Annotated in this window: 3 protein-coding genes; 1 reads left to right on the top strand and 2 read right to left on the bottom strand. The window is 71.1% G+C overall.

Annotated features, from left to right (window positions below):
* Nucleotides 1-107: 107 nt before the first annotated feature.
* Nucleotides 108-890 (top strand): N-formylglutamate deformylase, encoded by a 783-nt coding sequence (gene hutG, locus VI238_RS11870; RefSeq protein WP_331651589.1) that lies wholly within the window; start codon nucleotides 108-110, stop codon nucleotides 888-890.
* A gap of 249 nt (nucleotides 891-1,139) precedes the next feature.
* Here hutG and VI238_RS11865 read toward each other — a convergent pair whose 3' ends face one another.
* Nucleotides 1,140-2,474, bottom strand: coding sequence for a hypothetical protein (locus tag VI238_RS11865; protein WP_331651587.1), 1,335 nt, complete (start codon nucleotides 2,472-2,474; stop codon nucleotides 1,140-1,142).
* A 205-nt stretch (nucleotides 2,475-2,679) separates the two neighbouring features.
* Nucleotides 2,680-3,495, bottom strand: coding sequence for a hypothetical protein (locus tag VI238_RS11860; protein WP_331651585.1), 816 nt, complete (start codon nucleotides 3,493-3,495; stop codon nucleotides 2,680-2,682).
* Nucleotides 3,496-3,639: the final 144 nt, after the last annotated feature.

The following is a 3,639-nucleotide window of genomic DNA, read 5'->3' as shown; positions in this document are numbered from 1 at the left end:
GACTACCTCGGGCCGCCGATGGCCGCCGCTGAACGGCGGCGATCGACCGGTGCCAGCGCGCGTCGCAGCGCGACGCGGGGCGCGGGCGCGTGGCCTACAATGCGCGGATGGACATCTACACGCTGCATCGCGGTACCGCGCCGCTGTTCGTGAGCTTGCCGCACGACGGCAGTTTCGTGCCGCCCGATCTCGCGCAGCGCTTCATGCCTTCCGCGCGGCGCGTGCCCGACACCGACTGGCACGTCTCGCGCCTGTATGCGTTCGCGCTCGAGATGGGCGCATCGATGATCGTGCCGAACCATTCGCGCTACGTCGTCGATCTCAACCGTCCTTCCGACGACGCCTCGCTCTATCCGGGGCAGAACACGACCGGCCTGTGCCCGATCGTGCAGTTCAGCGGCGAGCCCGTGTACCAGGCCGGCGAGGAACCGCATCGCGGCGAGATCGCGCAACGCGTCGAGACGTACTGGATGCCGTACCACACCGCGCTCAAGGACGAGATCTCGCGCATCAAGGCCGCGCACGGACGCGTCGTGCTGTGGGAGGGCCATTCGATCCGCAGCGTCGTGCCGTTCCTGTTCGACGGGCGCCTGCCCGACGTCAACCTCGGCACGTCCGCCGGCGCGAGCTGCACGCCCGCGCTGCGCGCACGCCTCGCGGCGATCCTCGACGCGCAGTCGCGCTACTCGCACGTCGTCGATGGCCGCTTCAAGGGCGGCTACATCACGCGCCACTATGGTCGGCCCGACGAGTGCGTCGAGGCAGTCCAGCTCGAACTCGCCCAGCTCAACTACATGGACGAGGATTCGTTCGAGTACCGGCCCGAGCGCGCGGTGCCGACGCAGGCACTGATCCGCGCGTTGCTGCAGGGGTGCCTCGAAGGCCGTTGATTCGCGCGTGACCGCGGCGCTTCGGCGGCACGCGCGGGCACGGTTCGAACGTCGAGGTCCGTAGGGTGGAAGGCAGCCGCGCAGCGGCGAGTCCCACCGGGTCGGTGACGGATGGCCACGGTGGGACTCGCGGCCATGCGCATCGCATCCATCCGTTGTTCGGCGCCGCTGCGTCCCACCCTACGTTCGCTGCGGCACGCGCATTCGCGCGTACCGCCCTACCGTGCGACGGGTGCCGCGGCGTGCACGCTAGCGATCGAACGCGTCGGCGAACACGAGGTCGAAGCGTGCGCGCACGAAGGTGACGTAGTCGTCGCCGGTCGAATTGTCCTCGAAGAACGTGCGGCCGAGCAGCAGCATGCTGTCGTCGGCGCGGTCGTACGCGATCGCGTGCATCTGCACGTAGTCGCCCGTCTGGCCGACGCCGACCGGGTCGGCGATCGTGTAGCTGTTCCAGCCGTCGTGGCCGAAGCTCGCATCGAGGCTGCCGTCGGCGAACGCGCGCACGAGCGTGTACTGCGTCCGATGCGTGAAGGGCGCGCCGAACGGGAACGAGATCGCGCCCATGACGATGCGCCCGTTCGGCAGCAGCACGAGCCCGTCGCGCTGTTCGAAGAACGGGAACAGCGACGGCTGCGTGCTCAGCCGGAAGATGCGCAGGCCGAACGCGGGCACGAGCTGACCGGCGGTGTCGAAGCGCGCGAGCATGAGGCAGCAGCTCACGCCGCCGTCGCTGCTCATGCCCGAGACGACGAGGCTGCCATCGCCGTCGATCGCGAGGGCGGTCGCGTAGAGGCGGTCGTAGCCGGGCGGCGGCTCGAGGTCGACGATGCCGTCGGAGTCCCACGAGGGATCGGGGGTGCCGTCTTCGTTCAACTGCACGAGGATCATGTTCGGCCCGTGCGTGTTGCCGCGGTCGCCGCCGACGACGATGCGGCCGTCGGCGCGGACGGCGAGCGCGTTGAGGTCGGCGACGCCATTCGTCGACGGCACGACGACGACCGTGCTGCCGAGCGTTCCGAACGTGTCGTCGTCGGCGCCGTCGGCCGCGTAGCGGTGCACGCGTATTTCCGTCGCACTCGCGTCGCCGGCGAGCACGTAACGCCCCTGTGCGTCGCGTGCGAGGCCGGCGGCGGAGAATCCTGCGGGCGGCATCGTCGCACCGTCGGCGAAGCCGGCGACGACATGGCCATCGGCGTCGAGCCGCACGAGGCACGAACCGGCCCAGACGACCGCGCCGCCGCTGCCGTCGTCGGCGAGGCGTACGTTGCGGCTCGCGCCGCACGCGGGCAGGGTCACGCGACCGTGGCCGAGCCCGCCGAAATCGGCGTCGGGCGTGCCGTCGCGGAATGCGCGCCCGACCCAGACGCTGCCGTCGTCGAGCGGCGTCGCCCAGAGGTAGCGGCCGTCGTCGCGCTGCAGCAGGTCGCCGGTCGGCTTCGTGCCGTTGCCGCCGCCGACGAGCGGGCGCGTGATCGCGACCTGGCCATTGTCACCAAAGGCGGGGTCGGCATCGCCGTCGAGCGCGTGTGCGTTCGTGGCGATCGACAGGGCGAATACGCATCCGGCAACCCAACGTGTCATCGCGACTCCTCCCAAGGCGCGTGCGCGCGACGCGCACGTGTACCGCAGGTACGTTCCGCAGAGTATCGCGGCGGGTTGCGCTCTCGCACGGGCGCTCGTACCGGACGCGCCTCGCTGCAGGAGCCCACCCTGTGGGCGACCGGTGTCGCGGCGAGGTTCGATGTCGCGGACGCGCACAGGGTGCGCTTCTACGGGCAGTCGTGCGTCACGCGTTGAGCGGCAACCGTCCCAGCCTGCGCAAGCCGCTGCTGAACTCCAGGTCCGCCGGCAGCACGGTCTTCGGATTCGGCGCCGACGCGCCCGCGCCCGAGGTCTGCAGGCCACCGATGCCGAGCGTTCCGCGCGCCTGTGCGAGCAGGGCGGGGAGCTCCGCCTGCGCCGCCGTCGCGCGCAGCGCGCCCTTCGGGTTCGCGCGCTGGTAGTCCTCGAGGCACTCCAGCGCGAGCGCGACGAGGTCGATCTTCGGCAGCGGCGTCGACTGCGAGGCGCGGTTCGTGATCGGCAGGCGCAGCGCCTGCGGCGGCTTCGTCGCGGCCTCGGCGTAGCCGCGGTAGACGAGTTCGCTGCAGACGACGCGGCCCGGGTCGTCCTGTACGACGAGGTCGAGCGCCATGCGCAGCGCCTCGTGCAGGCGCTCGTCGCCGGGGATCTTGTTGCGCACCGCGCAGACGATGCCGAGGGTGAGCAGCGACGTCATCGGATACGGTCGCCCGAGATAGACGTCCGCCGCCGCGAGCAGCGCCGCGATGTCCGCCGTGTCGCGCGGCGTCGGTCGCAGCGGGCGGAACACGTCGACGTAGTCGAACGCCGCGCCCATGTGCGTGCGCTCGGCGAGGCTCGCGTGGCGCACGCCCTTCGTCGCGGCCTCGATGAGTTCGCCGCGCCCGATCACCATCGCCGCATGGCTGTAGCCGCTGTCGCCGACCCAGGCGATCAACTTCGACAACTGGCCGCGGCCCATGTGCAACAGCACGTCGCCGGGCAGCAGCTCGGCCACCTGCACGGTCTTGATCGTGTCCATCGGTCGTCCTTCTCAGTGATGGCTCGCGGCCGCGAGCGGTGCGTGCGTGCAGACGCGATTGCGGCCTTCGGCCTTCGCGCGGTAGAGGGCGGCGTCGGCGCGCTCGATGAGCTTGTCGGGCGAGTCCGCGCCCGCGAGCAGGCC

The organism is Dokdonella sp. (assembly GCF_036518555.1).
Taxonomy (GTDB): Bacteria; Pseudomonadota; Gammaproteobacteria; order Xanthomonadales; family Rhodanobacteraceae; genus Dokdonella_A.
Note: the sequence above shows the minus strand (reverse complement) of the source record. Positions and strands in the feature narration are given on the sequence as shown.